Raw genomic sequence first — 15,591 nt, 5'->3', positions numbered from 1 at the left:
ACGTTTGCTTCAAATTTCGTAAAAATTATTAGACTTGAAAGAATTTTCTTTTATATTACGTAAATAACTACTAAACAAGCTATTATCATCAATAATCTGATATTTCAAACAATTATGCAGTAATTATTAATCACCAAATTGTGCACTTTCATATCTCACCGTAAATTTATAATTTTGCGGTTTCACAAAATTTTATTTATCTAACAATTTTATTTTTAATTTTAAATGAAAATTTTCAAGTTTGGTGGAGCTTCGGTGAAAGATGCCGAAAGTGTAAAAAATGTATCCATGGTTTTAAAAAGCCAGGGATTTGAAAAATGTCTGCTTGTCATCTCGGCAATGGGTAAAACTACTAACGAGCTGGAAAAAGTAGTAGAACTTTATTTTAAAAAAGAAGACTACCAAACTGAAACTGAAAAGATAAAACACAAACATACCGAAATTGCAAAAGGCCTTTTCAACGACGATCATTCAGTATTTGGTGAGATCAATCTTTTTTTTGATGACATCGTATCATTTTTAAGAAGAAATAAATCACCCAACTACAACTTTGTATACGATCAGGTAGTAAGTTGTGGCGAAATGATCTCTACTAAAATTGTAAGTGAATATTTGAATGATATTCAGTTTACCAACCAATGGCTTGATGCCAGAGATTATATAAAAACAGACGATTCTTACAGAGACGGTATCGTTAACTGGCAGAAAACAGAAGAATTTATTGCGACTTTAAATCCTTCAATTAATTATGTGACTCAGGGTTTTATAGGTTCTGACGACAATAATTTCACAGTAACGCTGGGAAGAGAGGGCTCAGATTACTCTGCTGCAATTTTCGCCTATTGTTTGAATGCCAACGCGATGACGATATGGAAAGATGTTCCGGGAGTGATGACAGGCGATCCCAGAAAGTTTAAAGACGTTTCTCTGCTTTCTAACATTTCGTATGAGGAAGCAATTGAAATGGCTTACTACGGTGCGAGCATCATTCACCCAAAAACATTACAGCCTTTACAACAGAAAAACATTCCGTTTTATGTGAAATCTTTCGTAGATCCTACCAAAGACGGAACAAAAGTGGGCGCTTCTGAGAAAAACCAAAGTGAAGAATCATATATCTTAAAAGAAAATCAAACATTACTGAAAATCTCAACAAGAGATTTTTCCTTCATTGCAGAAGACCATATGAGTCTAGTTTTCGGATATTTATCTAAATATAAAATTAAAGTTTCTCTGATGCAGAACTCTGCAATTTCGTTAGCTTTATGCTTAGAAGATAAATTTTTAAAAATAGATGAGCTTAATAAAGAGCTTCAAAAAGTATTTGAAACCGATGTCATAAAAAATGTATCTTTATTTACGGTGAGAAATGCAAAAATTGAAAACATCGGGAAATTTTACCAGGAAAAAAGTGTATTATTGGAGCAGATTGCCAAAAATACCCTTCAAATGGTAACACAATAAAATTAATGACGACCAAAAACACATGAGTTTAATTTCGAAAAATGATTTAATCAAAGCCTCCGGACTCAACAGACTGGGATTTCTCAAGAATCCTATAGCGTCTGCAGTGATGAGCCTTACCAAAATAAATGAAGTAAACAGACTGTATGATAAACTGAGATATAAAGAAGGCAAAGATTTTTTCGACTCATTTGTGAGAGAACGTAACCTGAGTTATATCGCGTTCGCTGAAGATCTGGCTAAAATACCAAAAACAGGACCGTTCATATTGGTTTCGAATCATCCGCTAGGCGCCATTGACGGAATATTGATGTGCAAGGTTTTGTCTGAAGTGCGACCGGATTTTAAAGTGATGGGGAATTTCCTTTTAGAGAAAATAGAACCTATGGAGCCTTATGTAATTCCTGTAAATCCTTTCGAAGGAAAGAAAGAAATACGCAACAGCTCCACGGGAATGCGCGAAACTTTAAAACATCTTAAAAATGGTGGCTGTGTAGGAATTTTCCCGGCAGGAGAAGTTTCTAACAAAAATAATCCTTATGGAGAAATTCTGGATAAAGAGTGGGAAAAACCGGCTTTAAAGCTTATCAAAATGGCAAAAGTTCCGGTAGTTCCTATGTATTTTCATGCAAAAAACAGCACTCTTTTTTATCAGGTTTCAAAAATTCATCCAAATCTACAGACGTTACTCCTTCCTGCTGAAATGATGAATGACCGTGAAAAACCTATCAGAATAAGAATAGGAAAACCCATCACGGTAAAAGCGATGGACGATATGGAGACCATCGAAGAACTGGGAGAATTCTTAAGACGTAAGGTTTATATGATGAAATCTTATTACGAAAAAAGAAAATCTCTGGCACAGGCTATCAATCTGAAAAATTTATCTTTAAAATTTCAGTTGCTACGTGAAGAAAATATCGTTCAGAATATTATCGATGAAACTCCCAAAGAAGACATTCTAAAAGATATCAGTAAACTGAAAGGCACAGACAAGATGCTCTTCAGCAATGGTAACTACGAGATCTATTTTACAACCTACGATCAAATTCCTTCAATAATGCGGGAAATTGGAAGACAGCGCGAACTTACGTTCCGGGCGGTGGGTGAAGGAAGTAATTTACCTTTTGATCTGGATGAATACGATAAACATTACCATCATCTTTTCCTCTGGGACAATGCGGCAGAAAAACTTGCAGGTGCTTACAGAATGGCTTTGGGTAAGGATGTGATGAAGAAATCCGGAATTAAAGGATTTTATACCAGTTCATTATTTGAGTTTGAACAGGATATCCATCCGTTCTTTAAAAAAGTGATTGAGATGGGCAGAGCATATATCTGTGAAGAATATCAGCAGAAACCGCTTCCTCTTTTCCTCTTGTGGAGAGGAATTGTACATGTCTGCCTGAGAAATCCTGATCATAAATTCCTGATGGGAGGTGTAAGTATTTCAAATAAATTTTCGGAGTTTTCTAAGTCGCTGATGATTGAATTTATGCGTTCAAATTATTACGATTCTGCTGTTGCACAGTATATTACACCGAGAAATGAATATAAGGTAAAACTTCGCGACAGAGATAAAAATTTGTTTTTTGACGAAATGGAATCTGATCTAAATAAACTTGATAAAATTATTGACGATCTGGAACCTGAATTGAGGCTACCCGTATTAATTAAAAAATACATCAAACAAAATGCAAAAGTAATTGCGTTCAATGTTGATCCGAATTTCAATGATGCTATTGACGGATTAATGTATATCAGAATAAGTGACCTGCCTGAAAGCACGATAAAACCTGTATTGGAGGAGATGAGCGAGCAAATAAGAAAGGAGCAGGAAAATAATACTCCTGAAAATCAGTAAGTTTTTAATTTAAACTAAAAAAAAACTTTTATTACTTGCATGATATACCAAAAGATACTACTTTTGCATCACTTTAAAACAACGAAGTAAACCAAATGGTTTCTTAGCTCAGTTGGTAGAGCAATGGATTGAAAATCCATGTGTCCCTGGTTCGATTCCTGGAGAAACCACAAAAACCTTTAAATTTATTTGAGGGTTTTTTTGTGTTTAATTTTCTAAATCTTTTAAAGACTTTTGGAGCTGGTAGAATGCTTTTCGTTGAATAATACCCTATCAATTCACTTCCATCACAAAATGTAATGTTTTTTTTTAAATTACATTTACCCCATTTCAAGTCATAGAACTTAGCGATGAAATTATTTAGAAGAATAGCTAATAAAATTTGCATGGCAATAGAAAATATCATATTTTTGCAGCCACTTTAAACAACAAAGTAAACCAAATGGTTTCTTAGCTCAGTTGGTAGAGCAATGGATTGAAAATCCATGTGTCCCTGGTTCGATTCCTGGAGAAACCACTAGAAACTAAAAGTTTCAAACAAACCCCTCAAATTGTATGATTTGAGGGGTTATTTTTTACTCTTATTCGTCAACATCAAAATTTTCATTACATCGCCTTGCTCTCAAAAAGATAAGAGCCCATTTTGTGGTAGGCTCTTATCTTATCTCATCCTCTCATATATCTCTAGATAAAATATTAAACGTATTATGATTATAGAAAGAATGATGTGCAGTAAAATAGTGATTAAATATCTTCTAAAACAGTTTAAAAATATGCAGTCAATTTTAGACCCACGCTCATGTATTCTATTTTTTCACGAGAAATATCGTTGTTTAAATTATCTGCCATATCCTGATCATTTTGAATAATATCATTGAAATGGTAGCTAATACTTGATTGGGTCTGGTTGTAGTCTGCATAAAGCGTTACTCCCAACTCCGGGTTAAATTTGTACGTTAATGCCGCACCGGTATTCCATCTGAAACTGCTGGATGGTTTATATTCTGCCACTTGAAATTCATCTGTCGGCAAGTCAAAAATTTCACTTTTAACAAAAATCTTTCCGCTTGCTCCTGAAGAATATCCAGCTGTAGCTTTTAATACGACATTAAAATTATCAGATATTTCGTGAGAGAAATAAGGACCAATTCCAAAATTTAAAAATCCTAAAGATTCTGTGGTGATGTCAAAGCTCCCAATATCTCCGTCTAACGGAAATCTTGTTGGGTTTATGGGAAAACTGCTGAAACTGAAGTCTCCTCCAACTCCCCATTTCTTGGAAAAAAAATACGCTCCCTCAATACCCGCTTCGAAACCGACTTCTTTTTTATCAGTAAGTTCAGACTCTTTTAAAAAGTTTGTTGTTGATAAGGCTGACCCTACTTTTAGAGATACGAAAGATGGATTGCCATTTCCTTCCAAATCAGCTAACATTCCGATATTGTCACCTTTATTTTTATAAATCTTATCAATAAAAAAATATCCTAATTCTGAGGAAAGTATTCCTATTCCGGCTCCGGCCAACACATCAGAGATCCAGTGCCTGTTGTTTAAATTTCTACCCAACCCAGTAATAGCAGCCGCGCCATATCCACCAATACTGTATCCGGGGCTTACTACACCATATTCTTTGTGAAGAAAACTCGCATTGGTAAATGCCATCGAAGTATGTCCGGACGGAAAAGAGTTTTTACTCGAACCATCGGGGCGTTCTACTTTTGCAGTATATTTTAAGGAATTTACAATCACAGCCATGATCCCGATACTGGCAGCATACGACAATGTAGCTCTTCCAATATTATTTCTTCCCTTTACTCCTGCAAGCTTTAGTCCGTATACGGTTGCAGCCGGAGCATACTGAAGATAATTATCATAACCTACTTTAAAGGTAGGAATATATCGATTTCTAATTTCACGAATATTTTTTCTCTCTCCCCAAGTCGCACCCGAAGCACCGAATAGTAATACTGGTGCCGTAGACATTTTTACCCATTCCCTTTGGAAAAAAGGTTTTCTCACTTTAGAATCCTGTTGCTCAATAATTGGTGATATTTTTTGAACTTCAAGAGAATCCTGCGCATAGTGAAGTACAAACGGAAAGATACTCAGCGATAAACAAAATAGTTTTTTTTTCATAGTATTTTAATTAGTGTAGATCAGTGATTACTAAGTCCAAATCATCAGTTAAAAAAAGAATTATAATGTTGGTGTACTGCAGCATTTCTTTTGAAAGGTTATCAAAATATAAAAAGATTTAAAATAATCATATTCTGAAAGAGACATAATTTAATCTTCAACGCCACTCGAAAACATATAAACCTATAATTGGTGAACTTTATAATTTTGCAATTTTATAAACTCGACAGTGATATCACAATATATTGTTGTAATGATTTCCGAAAAAACTACTTATAAAAAATTGATATTTGATTTGTAAAAATCTTAAATGAAAGTTTACCATTTCATTTAACATTCAAAATTCCAATCATTTAGGTATTTTTTAAAATACACTTTTATGTAAATATATTTAAATTTTTACATCCATTTTAGAAGTTCAATCAGCAGCAGTTTTGCAGATAGATTAGTTAAAACATTGCGTGAATACTAAATAATAGCATTTTGAAAACCACTATTTTAATGTAATAAATTACGAATATATCACAACAATACGGCTTGGCAATGTGGTATATCAAAGTAATCGCATTAGATTTGTAGCTAAAATTTTTCAGTATAAAAATTACTTATCAGACAGTATTTATGGTGAGCTGTTTTCCATGAATACATTGATGAGCAAGAAAAATCGAAGATTTAACTTTATTAAGATTCTATAAAATTTAATTATTAAACTAAAATAAATACAGATGAAAATACGCCAAATTCTAATTATCATTGCTGGACTTCTTTGCATCACATTTTTATCAAACATAAAGGCGCAAACTGCAAATATATTTACAGGAGAATTTTCCAGCGAGGGCGATGTTACGGCACCGGGATTAATGACGCTTGAACTGTCTCAGCAAGGATCTAAACTAGAAGGCATCGGTTATTATATGTCTAATAAAGACGACAACACTTCAGGTACACTTTCAGTCAACGGTTATGTTAAAGATAAAAAAGGATATATTCGTTTTAGAGACCAGAGAGGAAATGTAGTAGCTGACGGTTCTATTATTTTTAAAAACAGCTCGACAGTCTATTTCATACAGACTACCAAATCTCCGATCGTACCAAATGCTGCATATTTGTATCCTGTAAATGAAGAATCACCAACAGAAAAAAAAGTGGTCACCAGCAGAAGCTACACAGGAAAATATTCAAATGAAGGAGATACTACCGCGAAGGGGATTTTATCATTTGAAATTACTCAGTCAGGAAGCAAAATTGAGGGCATTGCAAACTACAGCACAAAAGACGAACAGCTGGATACCGGAATGTTATCTGTGAACGGCTATGTGAAAGACGGTATTGCTTATATACGATTCAGAGATCAAAACGGTGCATCGATAGCAGACGGAACATTGAGCAGTGCAGGATCTAATACTGTTTTCAAACAAACTACATCAACAAGCGACCTGCCGAAGCAAGCAATTTTATATCGATAGAAGATATTCTGTATTTTAAGAATACTTACAATTGTTGCTGAGATCATGAGTATGGCCTTTTTCTAATTAAATAAGATATTGATTTTTTGGGTCACACTTATTGAAGAGACAAAGTGCTAAATGTAGAAAAAAATCTATACTTTTAAGTTGGTGAATGATCCCGGAAGCAAAAAATGAAGACTGCCAATCTTCAGGATTAAATCAGAGTGAAATCTACAATAAATATTGGCAATAATGAAATCGAAAAGTCTGAAAAAAAAAATACAGTATTATGTTATTGCTTTTTTAGGCATTCTTTTTTTCATGTCGGGACTGCTATATTTTGTCATTATTCAACGATTCAAGGAAAGTGTAAAGTTTATTGTTCATAACCAAACGAATGGTCAGTATATTTTCAATGCCGGGAGCGCTGAAGTTTCCCTATGGTCAAAATCTCTTTTACTTGAGAAATCTGTGCTGGTTTGCAAAGACACCACTAAAGCAAATTCTTATTACAACGTAAAATTATCAAAACTAAAATTTTCTCTCACTTCCTGGAATGCATTGTTGTTTAAAAACAAGATCCTGGTTGACAGCCTGGAAATCATCAATCCGGAAGTTCAAGTCTATTCAAATTCAAAAAGAAGATTAAAAAATAAAACTGCTTTTCGGCCGTCCGACATCTTATCTTTTCTGGAGAAAACCCAGCAATCTTTTAACCTGAGCAATCTTTCGATAAAGAATGCATCTATTAGCTACAAACAAGGTAAAAAAGAAGCTATTAATATTAAAAACATTAATTTATCAATCAGGAATTTTAAAAAAGTTAATAATGACGACAGCCATTTACTGGGTTCAGATCATATAGATCTCTCTGTTGGAAAACAAACTATTTCCCTGCCTGATCAAAATCTTACCGTTGCCTTCAGTTCCGTTCGTTTCAATAGTAAAAATCAATATTTCAACGTCGATTCATTGCTGATTGATCAACAAGATGACCGTAAAAACGGACGGATGGAATTTAAAGCAGACCGTTTCAGTTTTAATTCTAAACATCTTCCTGCCACATATCAAAAAGAACAGCTGCTGCTTGACACGGTGAGATGTAGCAATCCGGTGATGACTTTTTATGATCATAAAAATAAAATAAAGCGAAACAGTACACAACGCAGCAAGGCAAAAAATGAAATATTTAATCTGATCAACATTAAATTTTTTGAAATAGAAAATGCGTCTTTAGTCCAAAAAAGAGCTGACGGAACGTTGAAAAATTCAGCAGGGAAAACTGCTAATTTGACGGTTTACAATCTATCTCTCAGAACACGAAAAGATCCAAAGATCACTTTAGACAGTGTACATTTGAATATGGATCAAATTGCCTTTTTTTCAAAAGACAGTCTTCATAAACTCACTATTGAAGAATTTTCTTTCAGGAATAATGATATCATTTTCCGTCATGTAAACTACCGCCCGACTACTCAACAGAAAATACAGAAAGCGATGGTTTTTTCTGCACCTTCTCTCATTTTGCGAAATGTAAATCTTGAAGCATTATTAAAGAAAAAGCTAGTTGCTGATCAGGCTGAGCTGCTAAAACCAGTAATAATTATTGATCAGAAAAAAAGAACTACAGATCAAAAAACCAGATCAAAAATTGTAAAAGATAAAAAAAACACCAGCTTTTTTCTGACATTGCATCAGATGAAAGAGATGATCAATGTAGATCAATTAGTAATATTAGATGGTACAATCAATTACAACATTTCGTCTAAAAGCCACATTGCTCTTCATGCGAAAAATTTAAATGCCAAAATTATCCTCAATAAAACGCTTAAAAGTGATTCTTTAGTAGATATCAAGCACTCTATCCACAAGCTGGAAATTGGTGATATTTATTTGAGATCAGACAAATTTCTGTTGAATATCAATAACTATAAATTCGCTGGACTTTACCGGGAAAACTGGGCAAAAAACTTAAAATTTCAACAAAACAAGAATGCTGTAGAAGCAAAAAATATTTATTGGAAAGCATTCGACTGGGATCTTTTCCAAAAATCTGAAATTATAAAAGTAGATTCTTTATACATTAATACGCTTATCTCTGATATAAACAATAGCCCTAAGAAAACAGTTTCCCGACATAAAAAGAATCTGCCGCCCATTCGTGTTGCTAAAATGAAGATTGATAAATTTTTATTTAGCAGAAAAACAGCAAAGGATTTCATAGGATTTTCAGGAAATAATATCTCAGTTACGGATGTACGATCCCACGCCAATTATTTTACCTGGAAAGATGTGAGTTTAGATATCTCAAACTTCAGACTGCTGGGAGAACACGCAAAAGGAAATATTGCGAAAATTTATATTAAAAACAACTTGGGAAGCATACATGATTTAAGTTTCATTTCTAATTCAGATAAAGGATTTCAAAAAATTTCTTTGCCCGCACTTTTTTTCAATGGAAAATTCAATTCTACCAAACCGGAAGTCATTGCTTTTGAATCAGTGTCTGCTGATAAAGGTCAAATTGAAATTTACGCAAAAGGGAAAAGCAACTCCCAATCGTTTCATGTACCGAGAACACCCGTACAGATTAAATCATTAGAAATCAACAACTTAAATATCAACTATATTAAACAAAAAAACGAAGAATTATTTAAATATAAAGGTGTAGTAAATCTGGCAGCGCAAAATATAAGAAGTTTTAATGAAAATTCACAGATGTTAAAATCTGATGATCTACGCATCACAGTACTGAACTCAAATGTAGATGGTGAAAAATTTCAATTGAATGTTCCAAAATTATCGCTCCATTTAAACGGATGGAATGTATTTCGTAAAAATGATCTGACAACAATTTCTTCCAGTGTACTTGTTGATTGGTCTGGCGCATCATTTAAATTTCAAAAAGACAGCATGCGTTTACAGGCAAATGGTAATTCCGGTAGTTTTGTTGATAATGAATTTCTCTTTAACGAAGCGACGAGATTTAACATAGAAAAAATCTTGCAAAAGGTTAATTTTAAAGGTGGGAAAATTGTTTACAAAAATGCTGCAATTACGGCAGACATTGAAAAGTACGGTTGGAATTCGTCAAAAAACACATTCAATTTAACTAATTTAAATTTGCATCCTGTTATCAGTAGAGAAATATTTTTTAAAAACTCAAAATTTCAGGATAATTATCTTGAATTACAAGGTGACTCTATATCCTTATCACTTGCAAAGGCAGGCCGCTTTTCGAAAGATTCTGCGATCTCATTGAAGAAAATCACTCTGGACGGCCTTCATGTGATCGTGTCAAGAGACAAAACTCTACCCAGAAAACCTGCAGCACACAAATTAATGCCTACTCAATTAATAAGTTCAATAAAACAACCTTTTTCCGTTGATACCATTTCGTTAAAAAATAACTCTGTCGTTTACAAAGAGTTTGAAGTAAAGTCGAAAGCTTGGAGTGAGATCCCATTTTCTTCTTTAAATGGAAATATCATTAATCTAAGCAATCAGGCAAGCCGAAAAGATAGCCTGGAACTGAATATTAGCGGTAATTTATTTCGATCTGATATCAAACGCTTTTCATATAAAGAATCTTATGCTGATTCGCTGGCGGGATTCGTTGCAAATGTTCATTTTACGGGAATTGATCTAAGAGAATTCAGCAATATTTCTCGTCCAATGGGCTCATTAGACATAAGTTCCGGATATGCTGATAACTTATACAGCAGCTGGTCGGGAAATCAATATGCAGCAACCGGAACTATGAATTTCAGTTATAATCAATTAAAAGTAAAATTTCTAAATCCGGAAGGTAAAAACGGTTGGCATTTATCGTCAAAGGTAAAAACATTTGCTGCCAACTTAATAATTCCTAATAGTCATCACAAATCATCGATGATGTTTGTAGAGCGTGATGCTAACAAATTTGTTTTTAACTACTGGATCAAAATGCAGATTAGTGGTATTATGTCAACATTTGGTTTAAAAAGCGATAAAAAATATCAGAAAAAATATAATGAGAATCACGAGCGTTATGGCCTGCCAAGAATCAACCCTACAATTTCAAACGATTAAAAAATCAATTATTTACTGTTAAATCATTTCAACGAATAATTTTTTAAATTAAAATAAAAATGGATTTTTTCAACCACATTAAAACGGTAATCAGCATAATTCTAGGACTTTCTATAGGTTGCTTATTGAATGGATCTGTAAAATTTGTACAACATCCAAAGAGAACAAAACCTTATTGGGTGCATCTGCTATGGGTTTTTTATTTATTCCTCCTCATGATCCACTTCTGGTGGTGGGAATATAATTTACGGGAAGTCAGAATGTGGACCTTCACAGAATACATCTTTATAATTATGTACATTATTATTTATTTCACGTCGTGTCAGCTTCTTTATCCGGCAGATGTAAAAGATTACGGGGATGATTATAAAAACTATTTTTACTCCAGAAAAAAATGGCTTTTTCTTTTGCTGATTGCAGTTTTTTTAATTGACATTTTTGATACTTTAATTAAAGGCCCCGAATATTTAGAGAAACTGATGCCTGTCTATGCCATACGAATGATCAGCCATATTTCACTACTAGGTATTTTTGCATTTCTGAAAAGCAAGAAAGCATCTCTTTACGGAGCAATGGTTATATTCTTTATCCTGTTCGAATTTTATTTTATATTCAGTAAGTTTTATAATGATTAATTTTCTTAAACTGTTCTAATTTTCCACCAATTCTGGAGCCACCGGAAGTCAGTTTTAATGATCGATGATTTTATACAAAAAACAATGATACAGGGCCTTTTCGGAAGATATTTTGATGTAATAAAATAAGAAATTATCTCACCTACATCGATCACTTTTAGTGACTATATCTGCAAACAGTGGTACATTCGTAAAGTATAAATCAAATATAAATATTATGAAAAATTCAATCAAAACAGGTTTTGCCGCCATGCTGCTTTTACTTTTAAATTCTTGCGGAACGGTAACAAATTATGATGCACCTCTGGAACCGGGACAGACTGTAATGCAAACACAGGGCGCAAACCAATCAAACAATAATCAGGATAATATTCCTGAACCTGGTCAAAATAAAATGAAATCTCAGAACGACGACGATGTACCGGAGCCAGGTCAGACAGAAATGAAAAAAGGAGATGACGACGATGATGATGACAACAATGTTGTTGAGCCTGGACAAACCGAGATGAAATAATTAAAATTTAAAGATATAAAGCTTATTTAATCAAATGATGATCTGATGGAAATTTTTCTATCTATTTATCTAGACTAAAGCATATAAATTAAAATAATCTTTACTTATTAAATAAAATGAATACTTATAATAAGATATTTAAAAACATACTTCTTGTGGGTGTACTTGTATCGATGATCGGCTGTTCCCCAACCGTTAATTATATCGGCAAAAATTACAACCCTACTCAGAATATTGATGTTTTTTTGGATACTAATGATGTCAAGAAAAACTATGAAGTAATCGGAAAGGTTGACGGAATTTCAGGCGTATTGGGATCAAGTTATCAGGAAATTCAGGATAAAGTGGTTCAGACGGCCAAAGAAAAAGGTGCTGATGCTGTTATTCTTTATAACATGGAACAGAGAATTATTGGTTCAACTTCATCATCCAATACGGTTGAGCATCGCCAATGGATGAAGAATACAACGACAGAGTCAACAAATGTTACCGAAGATGTTTTGCACGCCGATTTTATAAAATATATACCCTGATACTCCTGTAAAATTTAAAAATAAATGAAATTAGTACTTTCAGCTTTCACCATAATTACTTTTTTATTAACATCAAGTTGCAAGGAAAAAGCAAAAGAGGTGACACACGATCAAGATCAAAATTTACTTTCCCAACCCAAAAAAGAAAAACAGGTTACAGAATTACCTGCTAAAAAAACACAATTAGAGATACAGGGCGAGCAAATTATCTTACCTGATTTTCGATTAGAAGTTAACCTTTCTGACAAAGCGGTTACGAAACTGAAGGACAGTAAAGAATCTGTAATAGCTTCACTTTACCTGTATGGGGAGGTTGCAGACGAAAATTCTATTCCAACAAAGTTTAAAAAACTGATGGGGCCGACAGGTATTAAGCTGACATCAATTGATATTGAAAAAAAGGACATCAAGCAGTCAAATGTATTCGATGTTAAAGATTTAAGTTTTCCAAAAGAACTCTATGATTTATTAGGTAGTAAAGATGTTTTAATAAACATAAGTGTTTATAGCGGTAGAAGAACTTTTAAGGACAATATTTTATATATGGAAGCTTATGATGCGAAACTTAGTGATATTCTTGATCACAGTGGTTTTATCAACTTAAATGGTCGTCTGCTGTCAGAAGGTCTTGACTAAAATATTACTAAAAGAAACAGCTTTTAATTTTAAAAGTAAATTTGTTTTTAAATTTTTATTGATCAAAGATCAAAACGACCACCTTTTACGAGGTGGTTTTGTGTGCTCAAAATCTGAGTATATTTTAAAAGTATTTAACAATCGCAATAAATCAAAAATAAGTATCTTCGCTTATTATAATTTAGAATAAGAAATGAAGAAGATCATCTCCGGATTATTTATTTTTATCACAATATTTGCTTTTGCACAAGACGAAATCAAGTTTCAGGATATCCCTTTCAAAGATCTGATAGCAAAAGCAAAAAAAGAAAACAAACTTGTTTTCATCGACGCATATGCCTCATGGTGCGGCCCTTGTAAAATGATGGAAAAAAATGTTTTTACAAAAAAAACCGTCGGCGACTTTTACAATAAAAATTTTATCAACGCAAGAATTGATATGGAAAAAGGTGAAGGTAGAGAAGTTGCCCAGAAATTCGGTGTTCGCTCCTACCCTACTTATCTGTTCCTGAATGGTGACGGAGAATTGGTTTCTCAAAATTACGGCTATATGGAAGAAAACATTTTCCTTACAATGGCTCAGGATATTAACTCGCCCAACAATAAATCTGGGTCGCTGAAAGAACGTTTTGCAAAAGGAGAAAAGTCACCTGAATTTTTGATTAACATTATGAAACTTAATGCTAATGCAGATTTTGATTTTGCTAAAAAAGCTTCAGAACGATATTTTCAAAACAAAAGCAAAACAGACGAAATCTCAAAAGATGAAGTTGGTTTGTTGCTTTATTTCATTAAATCAACAGAAGATCCCAACTACAAATTTTTTACGGCAAGAAAAACAGACATCATTAAGTATTTACCAGAAGAAACTTATAATGAGTTTAATAACCAAATTGTACTTTCTAAAATCGTCGCTGAATCAATTGACGAAAACAAAAAAGAAATTAATGAAGAATATTTCATGAAAACAGCCGAGCCGCTGGTAGGAAAAGAAGCTGCAATGACTAAGCTTAATCAGACTAAACTTAGCTATTATGAGCAGAATAGTAATTTTGCAGAATATGAAAAAGCTGCTTTGGTTTACTATAAAAATTCAGATCAGTTTCAACCCAATGAACTTTTGAAGGCAGCCTGGATTTTTTCTGATCATATACAGTCAAAACCATCCCTTAAAAAAGCAGCTGAATGGGCAGAAAAATCTGTAATGCAAAGTGAAACCCCTGAAAACACTTATATTTTAGCAAAAATATATTATCAATTAGGAAATACAGATGTCGCTAAAAACTATGCTGAAATGTCGAGAAATATGGCGGAGAGTGCCGGAAAGGACGCTACATTGGCTAAAGAACTACTAAGTAAAATAAAATAGAGTCACATTGAATAATAAAATTTTCATCGTACTAATAAGTTTATTTTCCTTCATCAATGCTGATGCTCAGGAAAATTCAACATCAGATGTGAAAACGATTTCTGAAAAGAAACTTTATGTAAAAGGCAACGCATTACTTATTCCCATTGGAGTAATCAATGCAGGATTAGAATATCAGTTGAGTAATAAATTTACAGCGCAGGGAGATGTATTAATCTCGCCATGGAAATCTTTTGCAGGACATGAAGCTCAGATTTACATGGGAACTCTTGAGGGAAGATATTATTTTAAAGAGGCATTTAAAGGTTGGCACGTCGGAGCTAATTTCTCCGTAGGAACTTACATACTACAGAAACCTACTTATTGGAATGATAATACATTTGTAGATGCTCAGGTAGGAGTTCCCACTCAATATATAAATTCACAACTTTATCAAAAAGGCTTTTCTTTTCTGCTAGGAGTAGAAGGTGGTTATCAGTTTAGACTTGCAGATAATTGGAATATGGATATTTTTGCAGGTATCGGAAATTCTCAGGATTTTTATAAAGGCTACGTTCGAGGAACAGGTGAAAGATATGATAGCGCGCAGGGCTTTAACAGAAGCGGAGAATGGTTACCTTATCGTGGCGGTGTCATGATTTGTTACAGACTAAAATAATATGAAACTACTAGGAAAAAACCACATCATTATATCAGTAATCACTTTTGCTATTCTTTTCCTGATGAATTATTTGGGAAATAAAGAAGCTGACAAACTAGAGCGCGCTTTGATGACTGCTTTTGCAGGAGTTATCGGCTTATCGATCGGACTTTTTATCTTGAATAAAGGAAAAGATGATAAAAATCCGCCGCAGAACTTTGACTGATATACAGTGACTTATCAATTGTGAATTTCGCTTTGCCGGTCAATTTTAAATTTAC

Annotated in this window: 12 protein-coding genes and 2 tRNA genes; 13 read left to right on the top strand and 1 reads right to left on the bottom strand. The window is 33.4% G+C overall.

The window, feature by feature from the left end; genetic code table 11:
• Window positions 1–225: 225 nt before the first annotated feature.
• The 4 genes from PGH12_RS17185 (at window position 226) to PGH12_RS17170 (ending at window position 3,845) form a co-directional block, all read left to right on the top strand.
• The gene (locus tag PGH12_RS17185; protein ID WP_267598703.1) at window positions 226–1,464 is read left to right on the top strand and encodes an aspartate kinase; all 1,239 of its coding nucleotides are present in this window, start codon (window positions 226–228) and stop codon (window positions 1,462–1,464) included.
• A gap of 22 nt (window positions 1,465–1,486) precedes the next feature.
• Window positions 1,487–3,328: a bifunctional lysophospholipid acyltransferase family protein/GNAT family N-acetyltransferase gene (locus PGH12_RS17180; RefSeq protein WP_267598702.1), complete on the top strand. Its 1,842-nt coding sequence runs from the start codon at window positions 1,487–1,489 to the stop codon at window positions 3,326–3,328.
• Window positions 3,329–3,425: 97 nt separating this feature from the next.
• Window positions 3,426–3,498, top strand: a tRNA-Phe gene (locus PGH12_RS17175).
• Window positions 3,499–3,772: 274 nt separating this feature from the next.
• Window positions 3,773–3,845: transfer RNA gene (locus PGH12_RS17170), tRNA-Phe, on the top strand.
• A gap of 248 nt (window positions 3,846–4,093) precedes the next feature.
• Here PGH12_RS17170 and PGH12_RS17165 read toward each other — a convergent pair.
• Window positions 4,094–5,464, bottom strand: a complete 1,371-nt coding sequence (locus PGH12_RS17165) for a phosphatase PAP2 family protein (protein WP_267598701.1) — start codon at window positions 5,462–5,464, stop codon at window positions 4,094–4,096.
• 725 nt (window positions 5,465–6,189) lie between these two features.
• Here PGH12_RS17165 and PGH12_RS17160 point away from each other — a divergent pair.
• From PGH12_RS17160 to PGH12_RS17120, 9 genes are all read left to right on the top strand, one after another.
• Window positions 6,190–6,930 (top strand): hypothetical protein, encoded by a 741-nt coding sequence (locus tag PGH12_RS17160; protein WP_267598700.1) that lies wholly within the window; start codon window positions 6,190–6,192, stop codon window positions 6,928–6,930.
• Window positions 6,931–7,164: 234 nt separating this feature from the next.
• Complete coding sequence (locus tag PGH12_RS17155) at window positions 7,165–10,983, top strand: AsmA family protein (RefSeq protein WP_267598699.1); 3,819 nt, start codon at window positions 7,165–7,167, stop codon at window positions 10,981–10,983.
• Between the two features lie 59 nt (window positions 10,984–11,042).
• A complete protein-coding gene (locus tag PGH12_RS17150) occupies window positions 11,043–11,618 on the top strand; it encodes a hypothetical protein (RefSeq protein WP_267598698.1) in 576 nt (191 codons plus the stop codon).
• A 217-nt stretch (window positions 11,619–11,835) separates the two neighbouring features.
• A complete protein-coding gene (locus PGH12_RS17145) occupies window positions 11,836–12,132 on the top strand; it encodes a hypothetical protein (RefSeq protein ID WP_267598697.1) in 297 nt (98 codons plus the stop codon).
• Between the two features lie 116 nt (window positions 12,133–12,248).
• A complete protein-coding gene (locus PGH12_RS17140) occupies window positions 12,249–12,665 on the top strand; it encodes a hypothetical protein (protein ID WP_267598696.1) in 417 nt (138 codons plus the stop codon).
• 24 nt (window positions 12,666–12,689) lie between these two features.
• The gene (locus PGH12_RS17135) at window positions 12,690–13,301 is read left to right on the top strand and encodes a hypothetical protein (protein WP_267598695.1); all 612 of its coding nucleotides are present in this window, start codon (window positions 12,690–12,692) and stop codon (window positions 13,299–13,301) included.
• A 193-nt stretch (window positions 13,302–13,494) separates the two neighbouring features.
• A complete protein-coding gene (locus PGH12_RS17130; RefSeq protein WP_267598694.1) occupies window positions 13,495–14,670 on the top strand; it encodes a thioredoxin family protein in 1,176 nt (391 codons plus the stop codon).
• A gap of 7 nt (window positions 14,671–14,677) precedes the next feature.
• Window positions 14,678–15,328, top strand: coding sequence for a DUF3575 domain-containing protein (locus PGH12_RS17125; RefSeq protein ID WP_267598693.1), 651 nt, complete (start codon window positions 14,678–14,680; stop codon window positions 15,326–15,328).
• A gap of 1 nt (window position 15,329) precedes the next feature.
• The gene (locus PGH12_RS17120) at window positions 15,330–15,536 is read left to right on the top strand and encodes a hypothetical protein (protein WP_267598692.1); all 207 of its coding nucleotides are present in this window, start codon (window positions 15,330–15,332) and stop codon (window positions 15,534–15,536) included.
• Window positions 15,537–15,591: the final 55 nt, after the last annotated feature.

The organism is Chryseobacterium sp. CY350 (genome assembly GCF_027945075.1).
In the GTDB taxonomy this organism is placed as follows: Bacteria; Bacteroidota; Bacteroidia; order Flavobacteriales; family Weeksellaceae; genus Chryseobacterium.
The sequence above is the reverse complement of the archived record's forward strand: the minus strand, read 5'-3'. Positions and strand labels throughout refer to the sequence as shown.